The following is a 22,888-nucleotide window of genomic DNA, read 5'->3' as shown; positions in this document are numbered from 1 at the left end:
TAGCAGCAAAGGCTTATATGCTAGCTGTGGTTGGATTTTTTGGCGGGAGGGTGTATTGCTAAGTGGGCTATTCTTAATGCTCAATGGCTATGATCAATTTCTATAAGCGAGTTTTTAACACTGTTTGTTACAGGTATGGTGTCGTTAGTATAAAATAAGGCGCCATAGGCGCCTTATTAGGTTGTATAATCTTTATACAATTAAATCATACTGTTCACGTAACACTTTAATGATGTCAGCTTTTGGATTGCTAGGTAATGGAATTGTGGCTCCGGTGACTTTTTCAGCAACCCCAATATAAGTGCGTGATACATTCATCATTGCGTTTAATGGCAAGTCGTTGTCACGAGCAAGCGTTTCACGTTCAGGCATTCTGTCTTTGTTTAACAAAATATCAGCATCGTCAAAGTGGTTTAATAAAAACTGACGAAAACCTTCTTTTGAATTTTCAACAATCTTACCTTCGCGATAAGCCGCGCCATCCCAGATACGTGATGAATCAGGGGTACCGACTTCATCCATGTAAATGAGTTTAGCATTGCCGTCTTTATCGTTAACGTAGCCAAACTCAAATTTGGTATCGACAAACACTTGATCAAGCTTTGCTAACGCATCCGAAATCACCTTAAAGCCTTGCTTTAGCAAGATTTCATACAAGTCGATATCTTGTGGTTTTTCAAATCCAAAGGCTTGGTAGTTAGCTTCAATATCGTTGCGGCTAATATTGACGTCATCTTGAGCGGGTACACCTGGAATACCGGTTAAGATACCTTTAGTTGATGGGGTGATTAATAGCTCTGGCAGCTTTTGATCTTTGCTTAAGCCTTCTGGCAAGGTGATACCGCAAAACTCGCGTTCGCCTTTTGAATAAGCACGCCACATGGAACCAGTAATATACTGGCGACAAATGGCTTCAACTTTGATTGGACGGGCTTTTTGGACTATCCACACAAATGGGTGCGGGATATCTAAAATATGGCTGTCGGCTAGGCCATTTTCGGCGAACAAACCAAACCAATGATTTGAAATAGCATTGAGTGCAGCCCCTTTACCAGGGATCCCTTGTAAGTTACCTTCGCCATGAAAAATACAGTCAAACGCTGAAATTCGGTCGCTGATCACCATAATCGCTAACGGGGTATCTTCCGGTACATTGTAGCCTTTGTCGTGGATCAAACGACGACTATCAGCATCCGTTAACCAGTAAACACTGCGAACTTTGCCACTGTGGACTGGCTTGTCGGTACGGATAGGTAAATCATTGTTCACGGCAAGAACGGAATCGGCAAGACTCATGCGAGTGTTCCTTAGGTAGTAGGGTACATAGGATTTTTATGGCGACTATTTTACCTGCATTCAAAGTGTTTGCACGATAAAAGGAGGGGATGAAATAGGCTTTTTTGTTATGCGAACAATCAAGGATAAGGTTAGCCTTTCTTGATAAAGACTTTATTGGGTTAATCTGGCAGAATTCACGCCTTAATGATGTGATGGATAAACCAACGTGAACAGTGAACAAGCAAGCGCGAATACCCGTTTAGGACTGATATTTGTTTCTATAGCCGTATTTTTCTGGGGTATTTTGCCTATAGCATTAAAGCTATCGGGTGGATTTATTACACCAGTGACGTTGACCTGGTTTCGGTTTGTCATGGCATTAGTCGTGACCTTGTTAATTCAATGGCGCTTAGGTGCATTGCGCCAATTTGTTGGTTTGCCTTCATCTGTGTGGTTGAAATTAGTGTTAGCTGGTGTGCTGTTGATGTGCAATTACGTGTCGTTTGTTTATTCGCTGGGATATTTAGCTCCAGGCACTGCCCAGCTTAATTTTCAAACTGCGCCTTTTTTCTTGGCATTTGGTGGGGTGTTATTTTTCAAAGAGCGTTTCAATGCATTTCAACTCAGTTGTTTTGCCACGCTTGGATTAGGCATGTTGATGTTTTTCCATCCGCAGATCGATTTACATCAAGCGAGCGATCATCAAGTGTTGGTTGGGATTATGATTGTGCAGTTTTCGGTGATGTCGTGGACAAGCTATGCTTTGTTACAAAAGTCGGTGAGCCAACGGTTATCGCCAAGCAATGTGCTGTTATTTATCTATGCATTAGGCATTGTGCTTATGGCGCCATTGAGTGACTTTAGTCAGTTTGAAGCGATGACGCTCGATCAATGGTGGATAGTACTGTTTTGCGGTGCCAATACTTTGATTGCGTACGGCTGTTTTGGTCAAGCTTTACATTATTGGCCCACTGCGCAAGTGAGTGCGATGTTATCGTTAACCCCAGTATTGAGTTTTAGTGCAACCGAATTGATGGTCAGTTTAGGCTGGTGGAGCGGGGTGTTTACCAGTGCGAACATCGATGTATTGTCATTTATGGGAATCGTGCTGATTGTGTGTGCGGTATTTGTGGTGCAATTTGTACCTATGTATCAAAAGCGCCAGCAGGCAAAAGCGTTCAGAACGGTGTTGTAGCATTTGTTTAGTACTGGCTCGCAAGATAATAGAGCATGAAGAAGAATGTGCTAAAAAATACGCCGCCAATGATCATCATCCATAACAAGGTTTTATCTTGTTTAGCAGATTGAGCTAGATCCACAGGTGACGAGCCACCAACTATCTGTAACATGAAGGCTAAAAAATCCATTTACGACTCCTAAATTATTAATGTGATTTGTATCAGTCAAATAAAGGTAAATATCTTCTATCTATTACTATTTCTCAAGTTAATTTATGTTAACTAAATAGGTATTACTCATTTTATTAATATGGATAGTATATTAATAAAATACCAAGCAGCCGTAATAGATTGCGATATAGTAAAAACTGAAAACAAAAATGGAGCCCTTAGGCTCCATTTTTTGTGTCATTCAACTGAATGATTAACCGTTGTCACGTGGCTTACGTGGACGACGTTCTGCACTTGCAGGACGGTCACTGGCCGGACGATCACCCGCTGGGCGGTCGGTACGTGGACGGTCGCTACGAGCACGATCTGTACGTGGACGACGTGGAGCGCCTGCGCCGCGAGTCGTGTCAGCAAACACTTCATCACCCGCTTCACGAATGTTTAAAGGACGACCACACACACGCACTTTTCTTAGGTGTGAAAGGATGTCTTTAGGCATTCCGTCTGGTAAATCAACCGTTGTGACTTGATCAAACAATTGGATTTGACCAATGAAACGGCTATCGATGTTTGCTTCGTTCGCGATAGCACCAACGATGTTACCTACACCAACACCATTTTCACGACCTACATCGATAACATAACGATTCATTTTCACGTCTGGATTATCTTTTAAGCCTTCTGCATCACCAAAGCTATTTGGTGCTGGACGGCTACTACGTTCGCCACGGTCACTGCGTTCACGACGTGGACGGTCGCCACGGTCACTACTATTGCGATCACCACGGTCGCTACCACGTTCACTACGCTCGTCACGTGAATCACGTTGACGCTCTGTAATAGTTGGCAATTGTAGCGGACGCTCTTGCTGTACTTGTTGTAACAAAGCAGCAGCTAATAAATCGGTATCAACTTCAAGTTGTTGACATAATTCAGCTACAGCGTTTTTCATGAAATCTAAGTCACCGTTAATGGTTTCTTGGATTTGCTCGCCTAAACGAGATAAACGACGCTCTGCAACTGATTCAGGGCTAGGTACTTTCATTGGCGAAATACGGCTGTTTGTAGCGCGTTCGATAGTGCGTAACATGCGCATTTCACGATTGGTTACAAATAGGATTGCCATACCTGTACGACCAGCCCGACCGGTACGACCGATGCGGTGAACATAGGCTTCTGAATCATAAGGAATATCGTAGTTTACTACGTGTCCAATACGTTCAACGTCTAGACCACGTGCCGCAACGTCAGTCGCGATTAAGATGTCTAACTTGCCGCGTTTAAGCTGCTCAACAGCACGCTCACGTGCTTGTTGATTCATGTCACCATGTAATGGAGATGAAGCATAACCACGGGCTTCTAATTTTTCAGCTAATTCAACACAGCTGTTACGGGTACGAACGAAGATGATAATACCTTCAGTATTTTCAACTTCTAAAACACGTACTAACGCTTCTAGTTTGTTGTGTTGTGATACTTGCACATAACGTTGGTCGATAGACTCAACAGTTGCTTGACTTGACGCTATGCTGATGTTGACTGGATTAGTTAAGTGCTTAGCAGCAACGCGCTTAATTTGCTCAGGCATTGTCGCAGAGAATAAGGCAAGTTGACTGTCAGCTGGCTTGTGCTCTAATACCCATTCGATATCGTCAATGAAGCCCATTTTTAGCATTTCATCGGCTTCATCTAATACTAAGGCTTTTAGATTATCTAGCTTTAATGTGCCACGACGCATGTGATCCATTACACGACCAGGAGTACCAACAATCACTTGTGGTCCACGCTTAAGGGCGTTTAACTGTTGTTGCATGCTTTGACCACCGTAAATCGGCAGTACGTGGAAGCCTTTCATGTGCTTGGCATAACTGCCAAACGCTTCGGCAACTTGAACCGCTAATTCGCGGGTTGGTGCTAACACTAAAATCTGTGGAGCATTGATTTTCATGTCGATTTTGTTTAGTAAAGGCAGGGCAAATGCGCCTGTTTTACCGGTACCGGTTTGTGCTTGACCGATAATATCTTTACCAGCCATAAGCGGGTCGATACTAGCTGCTTGAATTGGAGTTGGGTTTTCATAACCTAACTCGTCAAGCGAACGCAACAAAGACTCAGACAGGCCGAGTTCGCGGAAAGTTCTTTCAGATGACATTGAGTTGTAGCCTTGTGGATGCGCACGAAGTTCGGAAGCTCGTGCTAAAGTTTCACAGACAGAAAATCAACCCCGTGTCGATTTCCCGCGCCGATAAGGGGGCGTATTATAGCAGCAACATTGTTGGTTGACCATGTAAAAACTGAAAATAAACATTAATTTGCCTAATTGAGGCGAATAGTGGCCTGATTCTTGATTTTTAGGATTTGTTAATTGGTTGAAATATGAACGCTTATTGCTGTTAATTAGATGATTTATGGGGCCTTGGTCAGTTTATCAATACTGAGCATTTGATACACTGTTTCAGCAACCGCCACAATAAAGTCGATGTCTATAGTGCTTATTGTATCGTCCGGAGTGTGATATTGCGTATGAGGAGGCACGCCAAAGTACACCCAAGAATAGCCCGCCTTATGAAATGGGTAATGATCTGATGCTCGCAGCCAATCGGTTTTTTTCATCCTTCCACTTAATAAGCTGTTGCGATGAGTCTTGATACATAATTGAGTTAGTTGCATTAACCGTGACTCAATAGACTCAAAGTCGGCGATATTTTTTTGTCCCTCCAGATAGATTGCCCTGCGGCGATCGGGATGACCTACCATGTCTAAATTGACGCTTAATTCAATATCCATCAGTGGCTGTTGTTGCAATAGCTTCACCAATGCAAAGCTGCCATACAAGCCCGGTTCTTCTGCATCGGTAGCGACAAGCATTAAATTAACATCATCTAATGGGGGGCTTTGCTGCCACTGGGCTGCAATAGCCATCATTGCAGCAACACCTGAGGCATTATCATCAGCGCCTGGATACATTTTACCGGCTGTTTGGCCTAAGTGATCATAATGAGCAGTAATTATGCGCCAACGGTTGGAGTGAGTTTTTGCCGCAATAGTCGCAATGATATTAGCTCCAGAGACGGTAGAAAATTGATGTAGGTAGCTAAACGGGACCGCAAAAGTTGCTTGCCAGGGTTGTAAGCCCATCTCGGTAAAACGCTGGGTTAGGTAATGTTGAGTGAGGCGTGCACCTTGCGTAGCCGTTTTGCGGCCTTGAAACTCTGCAGCGGTTAAGATTGTTATATCTTGGGTGATTTGTTGATTGGCATCGGGCCAGGTGGTCATTATTTTTGATGAGCATTGGCGCGGGGTTTGGCTACAGCCGCTTAATAAGGCGACTAATAAACCATACAAAAGGCCAAAGCCGAGCATCTTAAGGCGAATTTGAGCAGTAAACATGACGTGTTATCTCCTCTTATTCGCCTAAGATGACGGATGGGTTATTTCATTTTGGCCCGTTGTTTATGAAGTGCCAACATTGGTTTTAAAAATCTAGCCGTATGTGACTCTGGATGTTCAGCTACCTCTTCTGGGGTGCCAGCAGCTAAAATCATCCCACCGCCATCACCGCCTTCAGGACCTAAATCAATAATCCAGTCTGCGGTTTTAATCACATCTAAATTATGCTCAATCACGACCACAGTATTACCGTGAGATTTTAAGCGATGCAATACTTCTAACAATAGTTGAATGTCAGCAAAGTGCAGCCCGGTGGTGGGTTCGTCTAAAATATACAAGGTTTTACCGGTATCGCGTTTAGACAACTCTTTAGCCAGTTTTACTCGCTGAGCTTCACCACCTGATAATGTTGTCGCACTCTGACCTAAACGGATGTACGACAAACCGACATCCATTAAGGTTTGCAGCTTACGGGCAATAGATGGAATCGCATCGAAATAGACGCGAGCATCTTCAACGGTCATTTGCAGCACTTCGTGAATGTTCTTGCCTTTGTATTTTACTTCTAAAGTTTCACGGTTATAGCGCTTACCTTTACACGAGTCACAAGGCACATATACGTCAGGTAGAAAATGCATTTCTACTTTAATTAAGCCATCACCTTGGCAGGCTTCACAGCGACCGCCTTTGACGTTAAACGAAAAACGCCCCACTAGATAACCACGGGTACGAGACTCTTGGGTACCGGCAAATAGCTCACGAATTGGGGTGAAAATACCCGTGTAAGTGGCAGGGTTAGAGCGTGGAGTTCGGCCAATAGGGCTTTGATCAATATCGACTACTTTGTCGCAATGATCCATGCCTTCAATGCTTCTGTAGGGTGCAGGTTCATCAACGGTAGCGCCATTGAGCATCCGATGGGCAATTTTAAAGAAGGTGTCGTTAATGAGCGTCGATTTACCTGAACCCGATACGCCAGTAACACAAGTAAACAATCCAACTGGAATGGTTAAATCAACATCTCTTAGGTTATTACCCGATGCGCCAAATAACTCAATCACCTTTTTCGGATCGATAGGGGTGCGCTGGTCACTAATGTGGATTTGCTTTTTACCGGAAATATATTGGCCCGTAACCGACTCTTCACAGTTCAGAATATCTTCTAGGGTACCGTCGCAAATCACTTCACCACCATGTACGCCTGCACCAGGGCCAATATCGATGATGTGATCCGCTAAGCGAATCGCATCTTCATCGTGTTCAACCACAATCACGGTATTGCCTAAATCACGCAGATGGATCAGGGTTTGGAGTAAGCGTTCATTATCGCGTTGATGCAAACCAATTGAAGGCTCATCAAGCACGTACATTACGCCCACTAACCCCGCACCAATTTGGCTGGCTAAGCGAATACGTTGCGCTTCACCACCCGATAAGGTTTCAGCTGAGCGCGATAGACTTAAATAGTTAAGCCCCACGTTGACCAAAAATCCGAGGCGCTGACTGATCTCTTTTAAGATTTTCTCGGCAATTTGCGCGCGTTGACCTTCAAACACGACGGTATCGAAGTAGTTTTTGGCTTCGCCAATAGACCAGGTGGTGAGCTGCGGTAAATTGAGTTCACCAATAAACACGTTACGAGCTTCTTCGCGTAAGCGTGAACCGCTACAACTGTTACAAGGTTGCATGTTAATAAATTTAGACAGCTCATCGCGCACCGAGTTACTTTCGGTTTCACGATAACGGCGATCCATATTATTTAAAATGCCCTCAAACGGATGATTACGGATCACTACGTCGCCGCGGTCATTTATGTATTTAAAGGCTATGTTCTGTTTGCCAGATCCATACAGGACAATCTTTTTAATTTTATCGCTAAGCTCTGCGAATGGTTTTTCAACGTCAAACTTATAATGTTCGGCTAGCGAGCTGAGCATCTGGAAATAGTAAAAGTTGCGTCGGTCCCAACCTCTAATTGCACCGCCAGCTAATGAAAGTTCATCATTAGCAATGACTCGCTCAGGGTCAAAAAACTGCTGCACACCTAAACCATCACAAGTTTGGCAAGCTCCGGCCGGATTGTTAAACGAGAAAATACGCGGCTCAAGTTCGGCCATCGAATAGCCGCAATGCGGACAAGCAAAATTAGCTGAAAATATCAGTTCTTCTTTACTGCTATCTTCCATGCTAGCAATTTTGGCGATACCGCCAGACAACTCTAACGCGGTTTCAAACGACTCAGCTAAACGCTGTTTCATGTCTTCGCGTACTTTGAACCGATCGACAACCACTTCAATGGTATGTTTAATGTGTAAATCTAATGTTGGAGGGTCGGTTAAGTCACACACTTCACCGTCAATACGGGCACGAATATAGCCCTGTGCCGATAAGCTTTCCAGCAGTTTAACGTGTTCGCCTTTACGATCGTTTACCACTGGAGCAAGCAGCATTTGACGGCTGTCTGCTGGCATCGCCAATACTTTATCAACCATCTGGCTGACTGTTTGCGCCGACAAAGGTTGATTATGCGTTGGACAGCGAGGCTCACCCACACGGGCAAACAACAAGCGTAAATAATCATAGATTTCGGTAATGGTACCGACGGTCGATCGCGGATTGTGTGAAGTTGATTTTTGCTCAATTGAGATAGCTGGGCTTAAGCCTTCAATATGATCAACATCGGGTTTTTCCATTAAACTCAAGAACTGACGTGCATAGGCCGACAACGATTCGACATAGCGGCGCTGGCCTTCTGCATACAAGGTATCGAAGGCTAGTGAAGATTTTCCTGAACCGGATAACCCAGTTATCACAATAAGTTTATCACGGGGTATTGTTAGATTGATGTTCTTAAGATTGTGGGTTCGGGCACCGCGTATTTCAATTTTATCCATCTATTTACTCTATGACTTGTGTGAAACAAAACAGCGATTAGTATCGCATAGTTTATCGGCAGACTTCATATCAATTTATCTGTCTAGCTTTTATGGTACGCATCGAACGAGGCTAAAGTTCAGGAGTCAAACTTAACAGGTGTAAAAAACACACCTTATATCGAAAACTGTGATTTCCTTTTGAGCTAATTTATGACGCTGTGATAATATGCGCATCTTATAATATTGTTGAATGACTTATCGAAGGGCAACAGCATGGCCAGTAATGGACTGTCGGGTATGGAGAAAAAGGTCGCATTTTCGTTAGCCAGTGTGTTTGGTTTACGGATGATGGGATTGTTTATGATTATGCCTGTCTTCGCGCTGTATGGTCAGCATTTGGAAGGTTTCTCACCATTGTGGGTGGGTATTGCCATTGGTGCTTATGGCTTAACCCAGGCTTTTTTACAAATACCAATGGGCATTTTGTCCGACAAATACGGACGTAAGCCGATTATTCTCGGTGGTCTGGTATTATTTGCTATTGGGAGTTTAATTGCCGCATCGTCTGATCACATTTACGGTGTGGTGTTTGGTCGTGCGGTACAAGGTATGGGCGCAATCGCTGCCGCAGTATTAGCGCTTGCCGCCGATTTAACCCGAGACGAGCAACGTACTAAAGTGATGGCGATTATCGGCATGTGTATTGGCTTTTCATTTGCACTGTCATTATTGGTCGGGCCTATTGTGGCGCAATACATGGGCTTAACGGGGCTGTTTTTATTAACCGCAGTATTAGCTGTGTTGGGCATGTTAATTGTGCAGTTTTTTGTTCCCAACCCGATTAGCCAAGCACCTAAAGGCGATACGGTTGCTACTCCGACAAAATTAAAGCGTATGTTGTTAGACCCACAGTTATTTCGCCTAGATGCTGGCATTTTTATTCTGCATTTAGTACTCACAGCGGTGTTTGTTGCATTGCCGCTCGATTTAGTCGATGCCGGTTTAGTCAAAGAAAAGCATTGGATGTTGTATTTCCCCGCTTTTGTTGGTGCATTTTTCTTAATGGTGCCGTTAATTATCATTGGGGTGAAACGCAACAACACCAAAACCATGTTTCAATTGTCGTTAATGATCATGATGGTGTCACTTGCTGCGATGGGATTTTATGCCGATAACCTTTGGGTGTTAAGTGGTGCGGTAGTGTTATTTTTCACCGGATTTAATTACCTTGAAGCATCATTGCCAAGTCTGATTGCTAAATTTTGTCCTGTTGGCGATAAAGGTTCGGCAATGGGCGTGTATTCAACTAGCCAGTTTTTAGGGGCTTTTTGTGGCGGCATGTTAGGTGGCGGTGCTTATCAACTTGTTGGCGCATCTGGGGTGTTTTTTGTTGCACTAGGGCTAATGTGTGTGTGGTTATTCTTAACCCTAGGAATGCAAAAGCCAGTATTATTGAAAAGCTACACCCTTGAAGCCACAGTAAAAGATAAATCCGACGCACAAAATATGGCCAGTGAATTGTCGCAGTTAATCGGTGTTGTTGAAGCCATTGTGGTGCTCGAAGAGAAAGTGGCTTATTTAAAGGTCGATGATAAATTCAATTTAAGCGAAGCGCGAGCTGTGTTAGGCTCTGTGAATTAGATCGTGTTGATCGTTCAGCTTAGTATTCAGATAAAGTAAACAGATAAAAATCTCAGGAGATTTCGATGGCTAGTCGTGGTGTGAACAAAGTGATTTTGGTAGGTAACTTAGGTAAAGATCCTGAGGTCCGTTACATGCCAAACGGCAATGCCGTAGCCAACTTTACTATAGCGACAAGTGAGTCGTGGAAAGACCAGCAAGGTCAAATGCAAGAACGTACCGAGTGGCACAACATTGTCATGTATCGTCGTCTTGCAGAAATTGCCGGTGAGTACTTAAAAAAAGGCTCTAAAGTTTATTTAGAAGGCAAATTGCAAACCAGTAAGTGGCAAGATCAGACTACCGGTCAAGACCGTTACAAGACTGAAATTAATGCTATGGAAATGCAAATGTTAGACAGCCGCAACTCAGGTGATAACGCCGGTGGTGGTCAAGGTCAATATCAGGGACAAGGTCAAAGCTCTGGGCAAAATTCTGGACAAAACATGGGACAACAGTCTCGTCCAGCACCAACTGCCCAAGCTCGTCCGCCACAAGCGCAATACAATCAAACTGCGCCTGCCGCAGGTAATGCCGCTTACCAAGCTCAGCCAGATGCTGGCCAGCAACAAGGTGGTGGTTATCAGCAACAATCTGCGCCAGCGCAACAAGCTGCACCTGCTTATGCACCAAAGCCAGCTGCTGCCCCTCAGGGGAATTTCCAACAGCAAAATGCTCCTGCACAGCGTCCAGCACCACAACCACAACAGAACTTCACTCCAGATTTAGATGAAGGCTGGGATGACGATATTCCGTTCTGACGAATACATAAATGAAAAGTGTTGATTAAAACCTTTAAGGCCTGCGTTTGCAGGCCTTTTTGTTTTTCTATACGAGGGAAGTTAGGATAATAATTCAGCTGTCTGCCAGCCGTATTTTTATGCTCCAAATTTCACTGTTGCAGTTTTGAGATATAAAATGTTTATTCGATTAAAGCTGAATATTCATCAAGTGACTTATGACCTCTTGTCGTCAGAAAGCTCAACAACGCTTCGGGGCTACGGTTGAGTAAGCGTTCAATGGGAAACTGCACTTTTTCGATGACTTCAATGGCTTTTTCAAATTCGCCTAAGCTAAAAGCAACATGCGAGTCTGAGCCCATAACCAGCAGTCCACCGGCTGCTTTTACTGCATTGGCGATTTCAATACAGTTATTAGTACTGCCTTTCCTTGAGGTTAAAAAAGAGGAGTTATTTATCTCAAGTGCCACGTTATGTGTGGCTGCGGCAGCGGCGACGCGCTTAATATCGATTGGATAAGCAGGGTTGCCTGGATGAGTAATAATGTCCACATTACCACTTTCAATACAGTTAATAAGTGCAGTAGTGTGAGCCTCTTTAGTCGATGGTGGGAAAACAGGTTCATGAAAACCTGCCAACACAATATCGAGTTGTTTTAAATAATCCCCAAAAAAATCAATTTCGCCATGTTCATTTTTGATATTCGCTTCAATGCCGCGCAGCACGCCGACACCGTCAACAATTCTAGGTAACACTCTCATATTTACAAAGTGCCAAAAATGGGGCGCATCAGCCATATCTGGGCCATGATCGGTAATGGCGAATAACTTAATACCTTTGGTTTTTGCAACAGCAAGGTAATCATGTAATGTACTATAGGCGTGAGCAGACGCGACAGTATGAGCGTGAATATCGACAAGGAATTTCATGACGGATCTCGTGGTCTGAAACAAAAGAAAGTAGCTATTAAGTCTACTCCGTTAACGGTGCTTTCTCTATGATCTCTGGATCTGAAAGAGTAAACAGGCTCATGAAATGAAACTTTACGTTAATATTCATCTGACAAGTATAACGATGATTTAACCGATTTTTTTGTTGCGTAAGGAAGATGGCTTTTTTAGCATAATACTTGAGCATATTGTATTTTTTACGCTTAGCCGATGTACTAACAATAATACTGTCTTTGTATTTAATGCCAACAAGATCTACCCCATATGATGGTAAATCAATTTGAGCAATCGAGGAAATAATGAGACATCAACTAAGAGCAAAAATAATCGAGGTGTGTGATAAAAAAATTGCCGCAAAAGGCGATAAGGTCGGTTTATCATTTTATGCTTTTTTTGCCAATAAAAATGATAACCCTGAATTATTGATGGAAGCGGCAACATGGTGGATCGAAACCCATCAGTTAGATCATTTTGTTAAGGCTTATACCATTAAGCAAATGATTAATGATGGCCTGTAATAATCAACTGCCCAATATGTGCGTAACATTATTGTCCAATATTCAATAAGTAAGCGTTATACCGGTTATGTTGCACCTTAATTGATAAGTGTGCTCCACTTAACAGATTTAATGAGAGTACAAAATTTTTTGAGCGATCATTCAAAATTGTATTAATAGTTTGTAGCGTTTTATGTTATATTTTCAATTCTGAGTACAACGGGCTATGTTAAATGTTTGCTCACTACCGACATGGGTAGCAGATACTTACTAATTAAAAAGCTGGGGTAATGAGTGAAAGTAATGGGTCGATTAGCAGTTATTATAGTCACACTACTTTTTTTTAGTGGATGTGCTAGCACCTCAACACCGGGTGATCCATTCGAATCGGTTAACCGTAAAAGCTGGGACTTTAACTACCAAATAATGGACAAGCATGTATTAAAGCCTACGGCTAAAGGTTACCAAAAAGTCCCTCAGCCTGTCCGACAAGGTGTCACTAACTTGTTATCGAATCTCAATGAGCCGCTTTATGCCGTAAATAACCTCTTGCAAGGCAAACTAACTGACAGTGGCAGTAGCGTTTTACGTTTCGTATTGAATACCACTATCGGCCTGGTTGGAATTTTTGATCCCGCTACCGATATGGGATTGCCTAAAAAAGAAGAGACCTTTGCACAAACATTCGGTGCCTGGGGCATCGACAACGGGCCTTATATTATGTGGCCTGTTTATGGTGCCAGCACCGCTCGTAATACGGTTGGCGATTTTGTCGATATTTTTGTCTATCCCTTATCTATTCTTTCATTTGAGCAGCGTGCCGGAAAATTTGTACTAGAAGGGTTAGACAGTAGGATTGAATTTCAGCAATATGAACCCATTTTAGATGGGTCATTAGATCCTTACGGTTATGTCAAAGATGTCTATCTGCAACGTGATGCCCATTTAGTCAATGATGGTAAGACGGATGAAACTGAGCCCGATGAATTTGATCTAGAGTTCGATGACGAGCTGTTAGATGAAGAACTATTAGATAATGAGCCGTTAAATCAAGCTCCTGCGGATAAAAAAATAGGCGATCAAACGGATATAAAAATAACGGACTAGCCAATGTCAAATATCAAAACGTTTTCATCTTGTACGAGCGATTTAAAAAATATCCGCGAATTTGTGGAACATGCTTGCCATGACTTTCCTTTTAGCGACGCTAAAGTCAATGAAATCGTATTAGCTGTTGATGAGGCTTGTGCCAATGTGATCCGTCATGGTTATCACATGTCGAGTAAAGGCTGTTTAGAAATCGAGATCAGCAGTAATGATCAACATGCGTTATTTGTGATTAAAGATGTGTGTTCGCAAATAACGGACAAGCAATTAATACCTAAAGAAAATGATTTATGTAAACCGGGTGGGTTAGGCCTTTGTTTAATCCATTATGTGGCAGAAACAGTCAGACTGATCCCACATAAAGGTGAAGGTAATTGGTTAGAACTAACGGTTAAATTTGAGTGATATGAAATGAATATTGAAATTGAACAACATAATAATTACCAGGTCGTTAAGCTTTATGGTGAAGTGGATTTGAACAATTCACGCAGCATCAAAATCGACATCATAAAATTAATTAAGAGTAAAAATAACATCATTGTTGATTTTACTCATCTGCAATATATCGATAGCTCAGGGATGGCGTCATTAGTGGAGGCATTTAACGAAGCCAAAGAGAATAACACTGAGTTTCATATTGCCGCTGCCAATGGTTCACCGCTTCAAGTACTGCAATTAACCCGTTTAAACACAGTGTTTAATTTAGTGGATTCAGTAGGTGCTGTGACTAACAATGGTTAAGCCTATTATTACCGTAGAGCATTTGTTTGCCCAATATGGTGACACCCAGGTACTTAAGGATGTCAATTTAGAGGTCAAACCCGGAGAAATTCTGGTGGTAATGGGCGGTTCTGGCTCAGGTAAAAGTACCCTACTCAACCATATGCTTGGGCTTAAAACGCCTACTTCAGGCACTATCACTATTGATGGTGTGAATATTTTTACGGCTAAAAGTAAACAATTACGTCATTTACGTAAAAAGATGGGCGTCGCTTTTCAAGGTGGCGCACTGCTAAGTTCATTGACGGTGGCCGATAATGTCAGGTTACCCTTAGAGCAGAATACCTCTTTAGATACCCAAACCATTGATATTATGGTGCGGATGAAGCTTGAACTCATGAATATGGCTGGCACCGGTCATATGATGCCTTCAGAATTATCTGGCGGTATGTTAAAGCGTGCAGGATTAGCTAGGGCAGTGATTATGGATCCTAAGTTACTGTTTTTTGATGAGCCTTCGGCAGGGCTTGACCCAACTACCGCAGTAGAACTTGATGAGCTTATTTTAACCTTAAGAGATGCCATGAACATGACTATAGTGGTGGTGACTCATGAGCTGGAAAGTGTCTTTAAAATTGCCGATCGGGTAGTGGTATTGTTTGGTGGCGAAGTCGTGGCAAATGGCACGGTTGATGAGATCAAAAACTCGCCCGATGAACGGATTCAGAACATGATTAATCGTCAGCCAAATACTCATAGAGACGATGGCGAAGTTTACTTTAATCGACTGTTAGATAAGGATAAAAGTTAATGAAAACCTTATTTAATGCGATCGGTAACCTAGGCGCCGCGACGCGAAAAAATATCGACAGTGTAGGTTTAGCAACATTATTCTTACTGCGTATTGTCTGTAGCTTTTTCACTGGTCTGGTGTCATTTAAGCAAGTGCTTAAGCAAATATACTTTATCGGTAATCGATCGTTAATAGTCATTATTGTTGCCGCACTTTTTACCGGTATGGTAGTGGCACTGCAATTTTACGATACCTTAGTGCGCTTTGGTTCGGTAGACTTATTGGGCTCGGCAGTGGCTTTGAGCTTAATTAAAGAACTGGGCCCAGTCATGACAGCATTAATGGTGATAGCACGAGTTGGCTCTGCTACCTGTTCAGAAATTGGCATTATGCGCAATGAGCAACAATTTGATGCGCTTGATTGCATGGCGATTAACAGTTACCGCTATGTCATGTTGCCAAGGTTACTTGCTGCATTGATTTGTGTACCTATTCTTACAGCCGTGTTCGACTTGGTAGGCATAGGCGGCGGTTATATCGTGGGTGTACACATTCAAGGCGAAAGTCCTGGTGCCTATATTCAAGGTGTGATGGATACGATTAGCTTTAAAGATGTGCTGGTTGGTCAAATAAAGTCATTAGTATTTGGGTTGTTTATTATGTGGATACCCTTGTATTACGGCTTTTATTTACACCTGAATCAAAAAAACATGGGTGCTGAAGGCGTCAGCAATGGCACCACTCAGGCAGTGGTAATGAGTGCTATTATTATGCTATTTAGTGACTACATCGTTAGCTCATTAGCGCTATAACTAGAGGTAACAATGAACAATAATTACGTCAATTTTCTCGTCGGCCTATTTGTGTTATTCGGCATTGGGGCCTTGGTATTTATGTCGGTTACCATTGGCGGGGCATCGGTTACCCATAGCGGTAACTATACCTTAGTGGCTAAATTTGAAAATTCTTCAGGTTTAAAAGAAGGTGCTTTTGTTGAAATGTCTGGGGTGCGCGTTGGATTAATTCAATCAATTAATTACGATCCGAAAGCCTATGAGTCTGTGGTCAAGTTGTCATTAGACAATAGCATTACTGTGCCAGATGACTCGGTCGCCTCTATTCGTACATCGGGCATTATCGGTGACAGATTTGTTAAAATCTCCAGCGGTGGATCAGACATAAATATGGAAGATGGTGATGAGTTTATTGATACAGAATCATCCATCAGTATTGAAGAGTTAATTAGCAAATATATGTTTAGTCAGGATAAATAATGAAATCGATAATTTTTTTAATCATGATGTTAGTGATGCCGTCTGTAGTTTTAGCGGCACAAGAGCCGACAGATCGTGTTAAATTAGGCGTAGCAGATATCATAGGTATTGCCTCTGATAGTACTTTGTCACTTGAACAGAAAAAACAATCGCTTAGTGATGTGATTGAAAAGCATGTTGACCTTCAAGCCTCTGCTCAACGCGTGTTAGGTAAGTATTGGAGACAGGCAACCGATACCGAAAAACGTCAATTTATGGTGTTGTTAAAAGGAGTGTTAGTTGATACCTATATTGTATTGTTAGAAAAATATGATAACCAAACGGTTGATTACACCAGCGAAAGTATTAAGAAAAAAGTCTATGCAACGGTTGATACTGAAATTCATACCAAAGAAAATATCATTCCAGTTTCTTATCAGCTTTATCAACGTAATAATGAATGGAAAATTTACGATTTTGTTGCTGAAGGTTTATCGATGATCCGTACCTTTAGCAAAGATTATCAAAGTACCTTGAAGAAAAGCGGTGTCACTGGTTTAAATGAAGCCCTTGCTGCTAAATCAGCCCAAAAGTAAGGTTTTCCCTTGAGCATAGATAGAGCGCTAGCTAATAGTATTATTGATGAGACGTTATGGTTTAAAACCACCTTGGCGGCCACATTAAGTGAGTTTAATTATTACTTAATTAAAAAAAATGGCCAAATTAGCTGTAATTTTTCATCTCTGTGCGATCAACACTACAGTAAGCTCTATACGCAGTTTCAAGCATTGTCGCTACAGCACCATATGACTGAAATATTGGCGTTAAATGATGATAACAAGACATGTTGGGCGCTGCCCTTCGGTAAAGAATCGAGTTTATTTGATTGTATCATTTTGCTTGATTTACCGGCTGGCGTTGAGTCGTATCATGTGAGCGCCTTGTATTACAAATTGTTGTATCAGTTAAAAAGTTTCCAATTTTCAGAAGCTTCTTCACAGCTTAATGCTGCCCAAGTGTGGATCCGCGACGAGATAGAAGAGATTTCTCGCTTACAACAGTTGATGTTGCCAGACAAAGGTATCGAACTCAGTTCGGTCAAAATGGCTTATACCTACAAAGCGATGAAAGGCGCGGGTGGCGATTATTTAGATATTGTCGATCTCGGTAAAAGTCGTCCAGATATTAAAGGTGATGTAGGGATGATCATTGCCGATGTATCCGGTCATGGGCCTGCCGCCGCAGTAGAAACCGCGATGATAGATGCTATTTTGCGTACCTTCGAGCCCAAAGATTTAGCCAGTAGCTCTTCTGAAGTACTTAATTATATCAATCAACATTTTTTCACTAAAAAGCCTCGCGGCAGTTTTTTAACCGCCACTGTGCTGCGTTATAATGTTAAAGATAAAGAACTTGTTTACGCTAATGCTGGCCATCCCCACGCGTATTTAAAAAAGGTTAATAGACTCGTTGCCCTCGATCAAGGCGGTATTCCAATTGGCGTATTACGTGAGCAAAATTGGGATACCTACCGAGTGAGTGTTGATGTCGGGGATATTTTATTCGTCTATACCGATGTGGTTATCGAAACCCAAAATAGTCAAAAAGAGCAATTTGGATTTGATCGCTTAGAAAAAGCCATCAGTGCCGCCCCTGATGAACCCGAAGCGATGCTGGAGTTTCTTGAGCAGCAAATGAAACTGTTTTGTGGCTGTTCAGAGTTCCAAGATGATTTGACCATGTGTGCTATCCAGTTTATTTAAGCTCAACTTACCAGTAGTGTGCAGAACTGTCGGCTTCTCATATCACATAACAAAGTGGCTGATTTTGCAGAAACTCAACAAGTTGAATACGATGCAGTCGTTTATTAAAAACCTGTTTTAGTTATTACACTTTTTAAATAACTATTTTTAGCCTTTATTCGAGGGGTTAAGATCCAACTGTAGTTCTTACGTTTATTCAACAAAATTTAAAAATATTGATCGAGAATACCTATGATAAAGATTAGTGATCTATATTATGAAAACCGCAAAAAATACGACGAACTATCAGTATTTCATTGGTTTTCTAAGGCTATTGGGGTTGAATACGAGTGTTTGAGCTTATCAGAAAGGCCAGATTTTATAATCAAATTGGAATCGAAAAAGATTGGAGTTGAGATTACCCTTGCTGAGAGAATGTCGTCACAACCATTTTCTATGCAGCAGATAGAATCCTCTCAGAGACAGTTTTCTGAAAAATTAATCCAGAATATCAAACCAAATTTACCTTTAGATGTTGGTTTAATTTTTGAAGATGGAGTAGCTGTTGACAACAAGAGTGCTGATAAAGCCTTAATGGTTCTTATTCCTCTGATAAATCAGGTTTCGGCATCTATGGCCCCTAATTCTGTAGAGTACTTAGTAAGAAAGAAAGTAGATTTGCTTCATATCAAACAAATGAAACATATATGCCCTGAAATTCCCAATTTTTTACAGCATATCCAATTACTGAATGATGGTCAGAAGGTATCGGTTGTGACAGGATGCCGAGGAGGCATTGTGGATTATTTCAATGAGTCCGACTTACTTCCAATTCTCAAAAAAAAGCATAAAGCTCTTTTGGGATACGCTAAATGTGATGAGCACTGGTTAGTAATAGTATCGGGTCAAGTACCACCGATTTTTGTGGAGCATGAAAGTCCGCCTAAACTAATGATTGCATCTATGGCAACGAGCTTCGCTGGTTTAAATTTACAACATCCAATAAAATCAAATTTTGAAAGAGTTTATTTTTTCGATTGCCCCACTAATGCCATACTAATTACATAAAAAAGGTATAATTGCGGTTATTACAAGTAAGGCAAGTTGTTATATCGTGAGTATAGATAATCTTAAGGCGTGTTGCTCTGTTTCAGATTTTGTAAACAAAACATCGATATTGTTATACTTTTTTTCGTATGAAAATAGAAAGTGTAATTTACGTACTTTGTAACCTTTTGAATAATAATTTACCAAAAGGTTACGATAAAACTAATAAATTACCCTAATAGCATAATGTCTATCTTTATGAGTGTATTAGATTTAAATACCTATTCACGTTAACCATAATCATTTTAATTCTCACTATAGACTTTAAATCCATTCTAAAGATTAATAAAAAGCCCTGACTTTATGGTCAGGGCTTTTTTTTGCTTGTTAGACTATTAAGCTGTTAACGATTCAGATGGGCCGAAGAATTCATAATGAATTTGGTTTTCTGGCACACCTAAGCCAGTGGCGATAGCTAAAGCGGCTTTCATAAAACCAGTAGGCCCAAGTAGGTAAAACTCTACATCACGGTCTGCTGGCAGTTGTTCAGCAATCATTGAGGCATCAATAAACCCCGTCGCATGAGGCTGGCAATGTACTTCTGGTTGGCTGTAAACATACAGCGGCTTGATGTGGTCATGAGTTGTAGCCAGTTGATCAACATGATTTTTAAACGCGTGCACATCACTATTAATGGCGGCATGGATAAAGCGAATATCACGACCTGAACCGGCTTCAGTATTGAGCATACTAATGGCTGGAGTGATACCAACACCACCAGTAAGTAAAATTAATGGCTTGTTGTTTTTACGTAAGGTGAAATCACCACTTGGTGCGCGTAACTTCACCTTATCGCCTAACTGAATATTGTTATGTAAGTGATTTGATACCACACCATTAGGTTCACGCTTGACGCTAATTCTGAGGTAATCATTACCTGCCGCGTCAGATAAGCTGTAGTTACGACGCATTGATACACCATCAATATCATCAAATACCAGTGTTAGAAATTGGCCAGCTTCAAAACTTGGTAAGCCTTTGTCATCAAATGGTTGAAAGTAGAATGAGGTAATAACTGAGCTTTCATCCACGCGTTTGACTAAAATAAACTCACGCTCCCCACGCCAGCTACCGGTTTTCTGTTCATTCGCACTATAAATGGTTTCTTCTGCTTCAATCAAAATGTTGGCTAATTGGCCATAAGCTTTAGCCCATGCGTCAATTACTTCGTCTGTAGCGGCATCACCAAGCACAGTTTTAATCGCCTGCAATAAACAGCTGCCAACAGCGTCATATTGATCAGGTAAAATACCTAATGCCACATGTTTTTGAACGATTTTACTCACTGCGGCGCTTAAATTACCCAGTTCATCAATATTGGCACCGTAAGCAATCACCGCATTCGCCAACGCTTTAGGCTGTGTGCCTTTACCTTGGTTGGTTTGATTGAAAAAAGGTAACACTTCAGGATGCTGGGCAAACAATAAAGGGTAAAAATGGCTGGTGATGTCATTAGCGTAAATTTGCAGAGCCGGAACGGTGGCTTTAATAATTTTAACAGTTGCAGTGTCTAACATTAATGATTCCTCTTAGGGAGTAAAATAGCGATAAGCTTCAATCAATTACCTTGTTATACCAATAACATTACACATAACGTGCCAACTTTCATCCTTCTGATTTATATGGAATAAATTTTAACAAGGTTAATTTGACCTAGATCAATAATTATGTCAAATTAACCTAAATTAGGTTTATTTGACTTATTATGAATATTGTTCCCTTTATCGACATTATAGAAGACTTAAATCGTGACCTGATAAAATCGGAGCGTTACTTACGACTGATTTTGGCTATTCAGCGTGCTATTCCATGTGACGTGGTGGCCTTACTGAAGCTTAAGCACGATCATCTGGTGCCTGTTGCGGTGGTGGGATTAAAACAAGAAGCATTAGCGAGGCAATTTTTAATTAACCACCATCCTCGTTTACAACATATTTTAGCCAACCCGCACATTACCCGTTTTGATGCAGAATCTACTCTTCCCGATCCTTATGATGGTTTAGTCGATGACGGTAGTGAACAATTGCACGTGCATGATTGTATGGGCAGCACTATTTATATCGATGGTAAAGCGTGGGGCGTGTTAACTTTAGATGCAATGAAAGCCGGTAGCTTTGATTCGCTTAACCCAACCGAAACCCGTGCATACATTGCCGCCGTGGCTGCAGCAATTAATACCAGTGAACATATTGAAGCATTAGAAGCTCAAGTTGAACGTAATCATCAAGTGGCGCAGTGCATGTTAGCGACTGCAGGGCCGTCGAGTATTATTGGTAACAGTGTCGCAATTACCGATTTATTGTCAGAGATAAATACCGTTGCCACTAGTGACTTATCGGTATTAATTACCGGTGAAACCGGCGTAGGTAAAGAGCTGGTTGCCAAAAGTATTCATCAGCAATCACGTCGCAGTGAGCAACCGTTAGTGCAAATTAACTGTGCTGCATTGCCAGAAAGCATTGTTGAAAGTGAACTCTTTGGCCATGTAAAAGGCGCATATTCTGGTGCGGTAAGTGATCGCCGTGGCCGCTTTGAATTGGCCGATGGTGGCACGTTATTTTTAGACGAAGTGGGTGAGTTACCACTTGCCGTGCAGGCTAAGTTATTGCGTGCGCTACAAAATGGTGAAATTCAACGTGTCGGCAGCGATAACATTGTCGTGGTTGATGTCAGAATTATTGCGGCCACTAATCGTAATTTACAACTCGAGGTAAAAGAAGGTCGCTTTAGGGCCGATTTGTATCATCGTTTAAGTGTATATCCTCTCCCTGTGCCGCCATTACGTGACCGCGGAAAAGACGTTATTTTACTTGCCGGTTATTTTTTAGAAAAAAGCCAACATCAACTTGGGGCCGCTAAACTCAGGTTGCAACAAACCGCGATTGATCAGCTAACCCAATACCATTGGCCCGGTAATGTGCGCGAGTTAGAACACTTACTCAGTCGCGCTGCATTAAGGGCTATTAGCGAGCAAGGGCGTCATGCCAGCATTATTAGCATCAGTCGTGTTCATCTCGGTTCAGAGTTTGTTGTGAACCATTCTGTCGTACCAGCAATAGCCGAGGTTGATATTATCAACGACAGTAATGCCGCAGCCGCATTATCGCAGGTGTTAACCCTTGGACTTCGCGATTCTACCGATGAGTACCAACGACAAATAATACAGACGGTATTAATGACCGAACGAGGTAATTTAGCCGCTGTCGCCAGAAGTTTACAGCTGGATAGAAGCAATTTAATTCGCACAATGCGTCGTTTAGGGCTTGATCCTAATGCGGCATATTAATCGTAAGGTATAAACCTAAAATAGGTTGTGTGAATCGCCTGTGTGCGAAAATATATTATCAATGAACAGAAATTTATTCCGACAAAATCAGGTCAATATAAGTTGGATTAATTAGGGTCT

At 41.9% G+C, this 22,888-nt stretch carries 21 protein-coding genes; 14 read left to right on the top strand and 7 right to left on the bottom strand.

The window, feature by feature from the left end; translation table 11 throughout:
- Nucleotides 1–192: 192 nt before the first annotated feature.
- Entirely contained in the window at nucleotides 193–1,296 is a 1,104-nt protein-coding gene (locus tag EGC82_RS20655) for a phosphoribosylaminoimidazolesuccinocarboxamide synthase (protein WP_124732419.1), read from the bottom strand.
- A 208-nt stretch (nucleotides 1,297–1,504) separates the two neighbouring features.
- Between EGC82_RS20655 and EGC82_RS20650 the strand changes: the two genes are divergently transcribed.
- Nucleotides 1,505–2,473 (top strand): DMT family transporter, encoded by a 969-nt coding sequence (locus tag EGC82_RS20650; protein ID WP_124732418.1) that lies wholly within the window; start codon nucleotides 1,505–1,507, stop codon nucleotides 2,471–2,473.
- Nucleotides 2,474–2,480: 7 nt separating this feature from the next.
- Here EGC82_RS20650 and EGC82_RS21320 read toward each other — a convergent pair whose 3' ends face one another.
- The 4 genes from EGC82_RS21320 to uvrA form a co-directional block, all read right to left on the bottom strand.
- Entirely contained in the window at nucleotides 2,481–2,645 is a 165-nt protein-coding gene (locus EGC82_RS21320; RefSeq protein ID WP_164839178.1) for a hypothetical protein, read from the bottom strand.
- Between the two features lie 235 nt (nucleotides 2,646–2,880).
- Nucleotides 2,881–4,779 carry a DEAD/DEAH box helicase gene (locus tag EGC82_RS20645; protein ID WP_124732417.1) on the bottom strand — a complete coding sequence of 633 codons (1,899 nt, stop codon included), beginning with the start codon at nucleotides 4,777–4,779 and terminating at the stop codon, nucleotides 2,881–2,883.
- 254 nt (nucleotides 4,780–5,033) lie between these two features.
- Nucleotides 5,034–6,017 carry a M20/M25/M40 family metallo-hydrolase gene (locus EGC82_RS20640; protein ID WP_124732416.1) on the bottom strand — a complete coding sequence of 328 codons (984 nt, stop codon included), beginning with the start codon at nucleotides 6,015–6,017 and terminating at the stop codon, nucleotides 5,034–5,036.
- 41 nt (nucleotides 6,018–6,058) lie between these two features.
- On the bottom strand, nucleotides 6,059–8,911 hold the full coding sequence (gene uvrA / locus EGC82_RS20635) for an excinuclease ABC subunit UvrA (protein ID WP_124732415.1): 2,853 nt from the start codon (nucleotides 8,909–8,911) through the stop codon (nucleotides 6,059–6,061).
- Nucleotides 8,912–9,166: 255 nt separating this feature from the next.
- Between uvrA and EGC82_RS20630 the strand changes: the two genes are divergently transcribed.
- Complete coding sequence (locus tag EGC82_RS20630) at nucleotides 9,167–10,534, top strand: MFS transporter (RefSeq protein WP_124732414.1); 1,368 nt, start codon at nucleotides 9,167–9,169, stop codon at nucleotides 10,532–10,534.
- Nucleotides 10,535–10,599: 65 nt separating this feature from the next.
- A complete protein-coding gene (locus tag EGC82_RS20625; RefSeq protein WP_124732413.1) occupies nucleotides 10,600–11,334 on the top strand; it encodes a single-stranded DNA-binding protein in 735 nt (244 codons plus the stop codon).
- Between the two features lie 161 nt (nucleotides 11,335–11,495).
- Here the strand turns inward: EGC82_RS20625 and EGC82_RS20620 are convergent, their stop codons facing one another.
- A complete protein-coding gene (locus EGC82_RS20620) occupies nucleotides 11,496–12,242 on the bottom strand; it encodes a phosphatase (protein WP_124732412.1) in 747 nt (248 codons plus the stop codon).
- Between the two features lie 320 nt (nucleotides 12,243–12,562).
- Here EGC82_RS20620 and EGC82_RS20615 point away from each other — a divergent pair, with 320 nt between their 5' ends.
- The 10 genes from EGC82_RS20615 (at nucleotide 12,563) to EGC82_RS20570 (ending at nucleotide 19,443) form a co-directional block, all read left to right on the top strand.
- Nucleotides 12,563–12,781 carry a DUF6500 family protein gene (locus EGC82_RS20615; RefSeq protein WP_124732411.1) on the top strand — a complete coding sequence of 73 codons (219 nt, stop codon included), beginning with the start codon at nucleotides 12,563–12,565 and terminating at the stop codon, nucleotides 12,779–12,781.
- 282 nt (nucleotides 12,782–13,063) lie between these two features.
- Nucleotides 13,064–13,867, top strand: a complete 804-nt coding sequence (locus EGC82_RS20610) for an MlaA family lipoprotein (protein WP_124732410.1) — start codon at nucleotides 13,064–13,066, stop codon at nucleotides 13,865–13,867.
- Nucleotides 13,868–13,870: 3 nt separating this feature from the next.
- On the top strand, nucleotides 13,871–14,272 hold the full coding sequence (locus EGC82_RS20605) for an ATP-binding protein (protein ID WP_124732409.1): 402 nt from the start codon (nucleotides 13,871–13,873) through the stop codon (nucleotides 14,270–14,272).
- Between the two features lie 6 nt (nucleotides 14,273–14,278).
- On the top strand, nucleotides 14,279–14,608 hold the full coding sequence (locus EGC82_RS20600; RefSeq protein ID WP_124732408.1) for an STAS domain-containing protein: 330 nt from the start codon (nucleotides 14,279–14,281) through the stop codon (nucleotides 14,606–14,608).
- On the top strand, nucleotides 14,601–15,398 hold the full coding sequence (locus tag EGC82_RS20595) for an ABC transporter ATP-binding protein (protein ID WP_124732407.1): 798 nt from the start codon (nucleotides 14,601–14,603) through the stop codon (nucleotides 15,396–15,398). Before EGC82_RS20600 ends, EGC82_RS20595 begins: the two co-directional genes overlap by 8 nt.
- Nucleotides 15,398–16,192 carry an MlaE family ABC transporter permease gene (locus tag EGC82_RS20590; protein WP_124732406.1) on the top strand — a complete coding sequence of 265 codons (795 nt, stop codon included), beginning with the start codon at nucleotides 15,398–15,400 and terminating at the stop codon, nucleotides 16,190–16,192. Before EGC82_RS20595 ends, EGC82_RS20590 begins: the two co-directional genes overlap by 1 nt.
- A 12-nt stretch (nucleotides 16,193–16,204) precedes the next feature.
- A complete protein-coding gene (mlaD, locus tag EGC82_RS20585) occupies nucleotides 16,205–16,654 on the top strand; it encodes an outer membrane lipid asymmetry maintenance protein MlaD (RefSeq protein ID WP_124732405.1) in 450 nt (149 codons plus the stop codon).
- Nucleotides 16,654–17,229, top strand: a complete 576-nt coding sequence (locus tag EGC82_RS20580; protein WP_124732404.1) for an MlaC/ttg2D family ABC transporter substrate-binding protein — start codon at nucleotides 16,654–16,656, stop codon at nucleotides 17,227–17,229. Before mlaD ends, EGC82_RS20580 begins: the two co-directional genes overlap by 1 nt.
- Nucleotides 17,230–17,238: 9 nt before the next feature.
- Nucleotides 17,239–18,396, top strand: a complete 1,158-nt coding sequence (locus tag EGC82_RS20575) for a PP2C family protein-serine/threonine phosphatase (protein WP_124732403.1) — start codon at nucleotides 17,239–17,241, stop codon at nucleotides 18,394–18,396.
- A gap of 231 nt (nucleotides 18,397–18,627) precedes the next feature.
- Nucleotides 18,628–19,443: a hypothetical protein gene (locus EGC82_RS20570; RefSeq protein ID WP_124732402.1), complete on the top strand. Its 816-nt coding sequence runs from the start codon at nucleotides 18,628–18,630 to the stop codon at nucleotides 19,441–19,443.
- A gap of 374 nt (nucleotides 19,444–19,817) precedes the next feature.
- Here EGC82_RS20570 and hmpA read toward each other — a convergent pair whose 3' ends face one another.
- The gene (gene hmpA / locus EGC82_RS20565; RefSeq protein WP_124732401.1) at nucleotides 19,818–20,999 is read right to left on the bottom strand and encodes an NO-inducible flavohemoprotein; all 1,182 of its coding nucleotides are present in this window, start codon (nucleotides 20,997–20,999) and stop codon (nucleotides 19,818–19,820) included.
- A 188-nt stretch (nucleotides 21,000–21,187) separates the two neighbouring features.
- On the opposite strand from hmpA, the gene norR reads away from it, so the two are divergent.
- A complete protein-coding gene (gene norR / locus EGC82_RS20560; protein WP_124732400.1) occupies nucleotides 21,188–22,768 on the top strand; it encodes a nitric oxide reductase transcriptional regulator NorR in 1,581 nt (526 codons plus the stop codon).
- Nucleotides 22,769–22,888: the final 120 nt, after the last annotated feature.

Origin of the sequence: Shewanella livingstonensis, assembly GCF_003855395.1 — a bacterium.
Classification (GTDB): domain Bacteria; phylum Pseudomonadota; class Gammaproteobacteria; order Enterobacterales; family Shewanellaceae; genus Shewanella; species Shewanella livingstonensis.
This window is presented reverse-complemented; position numbering and strand designations above follow the sequence as displayed.

Coding starts and splice junctions, on each gene's coding strand:
- EGC82_RS20655 (WP_124732419.1), bottom strand. CDS start 1,296: ATGAGTCTTGCCGATTCCGTTCTTGCCGTGAACAATGATTTACCTATC.
- EGC82_RS21320 (WP_164839178.1), bottom strand. CDS start 2,645: ATGGATTTTTTAGCCTTCATGTTACAGATAGTTGGTGGCTCGTCACCT.
- EGC82_RS20645 (WP_124732417.1), bottom strand. CDS start 4,779: ATGTCATCTGAAAGAACTTTCCGCGAACTCGGCCTGTCTGAGTCTTTG.
- EGC82_RS20640 (WP_124732416.1), bottom strand. CDS start 6,017: ATGTTTACTGCTCAAATTCGCCTTAAGATGCTCGGCTTTGGCCTTTTG.
- uvrA (WP_124732415.1), bottom strand. CDS start 8,911: ATGGATAAAATTGAAATACGCGGTGCCCGAACCCACAATCTTAAGAAC.
- EGC82_RS20630 (WP_124732414.1), top strand. CDS start 9,167: ATGGCCAGTAATGGACTGTCGGGTATGGAGAAAAAGGTCGCATTTTCG.
- EGC82_RS20625 (WP_124732413.1), top strand. CDS start 10,600: ATGGCTAGTCGTGGTGTGAACAAAGTGATTTTGGTAGGTAACTTAGGT.
- EGC82_RS20620 (WP_124732412.1), bottom strand. CDS start 12,242: ATGAAATTCCTTGTCGATATTCACGCTCATACTGTCGCGTCTGCTCAC.
- EGC82_RS20615 (WP_124732411.1), top strand. CDS start 12,563: ATGAGACATCAACTAAGAGCAAAAATAATCGAGGTGTGTGATAAAAAA.
- EGC82_RS20610 (WP_124732410.1), top strand. CDS start 13,064: ATGGGTCGATTAGCAGTTATTATAGTCACACTACTTTTTTTTAGTGGA.
- EGC82_RS20605 (WP_124732409.1), top strand. CDS start 13,871: ATGTCAAATATCAAAACGTTTTCATCTTGTACGAGCGATTTAAAAAAT.
- EGC82_RS20600 (WP_124732408.1), top strand. CDS start 14,279: ATGAATATTGAAATTGAACAACATAATAATTACCAGGTCGTTAAGCTT.
- EGC82_RS20595 (WP_124732407.1), top strand. CDS start 14,601: ATGGTTAAGCCTATTATTACCGTAGAGCATTTGTTTGCCCAATATGGT.
- EGC82_RS20590 (WP_124732406.1), top strand. CDS start 15,398: ATGAAAACCTTATTTAATGCGATCGGTAACCTAGGCGCCGCGACGCGA.
- mlaD (WP_124732405.1), top strand. CDS start 16,205: ATGAACAATAATTACGTCAATTTTCTCGTCGGCCTATTTGTGTTATTC.
- EGC82_RS20580 (WP_124732404.1), top strand. CDS start 16,654: ATGAAATCGATAATTTTTTTAATCATGATGTTAGTGATGCCGTCTGTA.
- EGC82_RS20570 (WP_124732402.1), top strand. CDS start 18,628: ATGATAAAGATTAGTGATCTATATTATGAAAACCGCAAAAAATACGAC.
- hmpA (WP_124732401.1), bottom strand. CDS start 20,999: ATGTTAGACACTGCAACTGTTAAAATTATTAAAGCCACCGTTCCGGCT.
- norR (WP_124732400.1), top strand. CDS start 21,188: ATGAATATTGTTCCCTTTATCGACATTATAGAAGACTTAAATCGTGAC.